Source organism: Paraburkholderia sp. NMBU_R16 (genome assembly GCF_013282575.1).
Lineage (GTDB): Bacteria > Pseudomonadota > Gammaproteobacteria > Burkholderiales > Burkholderiaceae > Trinickia.
On sequence record NZ_JAAAYE010000182.1, the window covers coordinates 1 to 1,707 of the forward strand.

The following is a 1,707-nucleotide window of genomic DNA, read 5'->3' on the forward strand; positions in this document are numbered from 1 at the left end:
ACTACGACTCCTTCGGCTGGATTAGAGGGTTTTGGATCCGCTGTTGCTCGAGCAGCTAGTACGCGGTCAGTAAGTCGATCCCATCGGCTGCTGTGCTTCACCGGCGGATTCGAATCTGGAACGTCGTAGAGGAACGCATAGTCGTTGTAGGCGTGCCTGGTGACGAGACCGTACTCGACCCACCTCATAAGCGTTGCGACATGGATTCCGAGACGTGTAGCGGCTTCGGATCTCGTCAACATTCCACGGTCTCGCAGTCTGTCGCGACGGGATCGAAGTCCGTTTCGTTGAGCGAGGTATGAGACGCGTAGCGCAGTGAATCGAATGTTGCCCTTGCCTGGCCGAATACAACCACCGGGGCGGATATTCTGATTGTTGAGGATTTCGGCGATCTCAGAGCACGTATGGTTATTGAGAAGCTTATCGATAAGCTCCAGGACCTCTGGCCGGGTCTTGACCTGTTGTGCAGAGGACTTGGGATTCTGGGCGATGAGCGTTTCAGTCTTGCCGGCCTTGAAACGAACGTGAATCCTGGTTGTTCCTTCGTCTGGAAGTTTGACCAGTGTGACGTCTTCGATGATGTAGGCGAGTAACCGCTTACGCTCCCGATTTGCCAGGGACTGGTCTCTCCAGAGCGTTTTGAAGTCAGCCGTCATGGCAACGAGCCGGTCGCGGATCGCATCATTGAGCGCAAGACGCTCCTGCTGCTGGCTGCGCTCCCTCTGTTCCTTAGCGTCGGCCAATGCGCGCAACTTATCGTTCCATTCCTGCTCGAGGGTGTCGGCAACCAAACGGTTATTCGGGTCGACGAGCATGAACCGCCGTTGTGCAAGATCTGCGTCGAACTGAGCACGTTCGATAGCGCGCAGGCGTAGCCGGTCGGCTTCGTCGTGGCGTGCTTCGATCTCGCGGCGAATCTCCCATGCCAATTCAACTGCGGCCGGCGTCATCGACGCGACGACCAATGCACTGACCGCCTCATCGATCGGTGCGCCCGCAATCGACTGGCAACACGGTTCTCCACGGGTGCCTTGTGCTCGATCGCAGATATACCATGCCTCGTGTCGCCCGCGTCGCGTGGCGTACCGGAGCCGCAAGTGACGGCCACAACGCCCACAGATGGCGCGCCCCTGCAGTAAAGCAGCTCCCTCGCGAGGCGGCGACGATCGTGCAACTTCATACCCGCGACCATTCGTTTCCAGAACCTTGAGATTCTGCTGAAACTGTTCCCAGGTGATGTATCCCGGATGTGCGTCCGGGATGCAGGCAAGCCAGTCACTGCGATCCCGCTTCCGAGGCACCTTCCGCCCGTCTGCAATTCTCCGATACTGTCGTCGGCCGTAGGCGTAAGCACCTGCGTAGCGCGGGTTGTTCAGCATTCGAAGCGCCGTCGACGCGGTCAGGTGCTGGAACGTTACAAACTTCTCGTTGCGGGTACGGGACGGGAACAGCAGGCCTTCATTCTTGAAGGCCTTGACAGCCTGACAGGCAGAGCCGACCCGCGAGAAAGTTTCGAAGAAATACGCGATCGTTTCCCTGACCTGCGAATCCGGGTCAAGCACTACATTGCCGCGTTCGTCATATACGAAACCGGTTGGTAGCAGACATCGATACTCGCCACGGTTGACCTTGTTCAGGATTCCGCCGCGTAGTCGCGCCTTGAGAACGTGTAGTTCGGCTTCACTCATTGTTCCCTTGAGCCCAAGC

At 57.9% G+C, this 1,707-nt stretch carries 1 protein-coding gene; it reads right to left on the bottom strand.

Annotated features, from left to right (window positions below; translation table 11 throughout):
- The coding region (locus tag GWC77_RS27640; protein WP_254367227.1) for a recombinase family protein at positions 1 to 1,688 on the bottom strand (1,688 nt) is incomplete at its 3' end.
- Positions 1,689 to 1,707: the final 19 nt, after the last annotated feature.